Source organism: Azospirillum aestuarii, assembly GCF_016632405.1.
Classification (GTDB): domain Bacteria; phylum Pseudomonadota; class Alphaproteobacteria; order Azospirillales; family Azospirillaceae; genus Azospirillum; species Azospirillum aestuarii.
In genome coordinates this window covers 1-302 of the sequence record NZ_JAEPIV010000065.1, presented here as the reverse complement: position 1 = coordinate 302, position 302 = coordinate 1, and the positions used below count along the sequence as shown (strand labels likewise).

Annotated in this window: 1 pseudogene; it reads right to left on the bottom strand. The window is 66.6% G+C overall.

Annotated features, from left to right (window positions below):
• A pseudogene (locus JJL56_RS34200) lies at positions 1 to 302 on the bottom strand (erythrose-4-phosphate dehydrogenase); the annotation flags it as partial.

Below are 302 nucleotides of genomic sequence, written 5' to 3'. Positions count from 1 at the left end.
TCGGCACGCGCATGGCGGTGCCGTCCAGCTTGCCCTTCAGCTCCGGCAGCACCTTGCCCACCGCCTTGGCCGCACCGGTCGAGGTCGGGATCATGTTCAACGCCGCGGCGCGGGCGCGGTGCAGGTCCTTGTGGTTGGTGTCGACGATGCGCTGATCCCCCGTGTAGGAGTGGATCGTCGTCATGAAGCCCTTCTCGATGCCGATCAGGTTGTGCAGCACGAAGGCCACCGGGGCCAGGCAGTTCGTGGTGCACGACGCGTTCGAGACGATGCGGTGCTCGGCCTTGAGCTGGTCGTGGTTG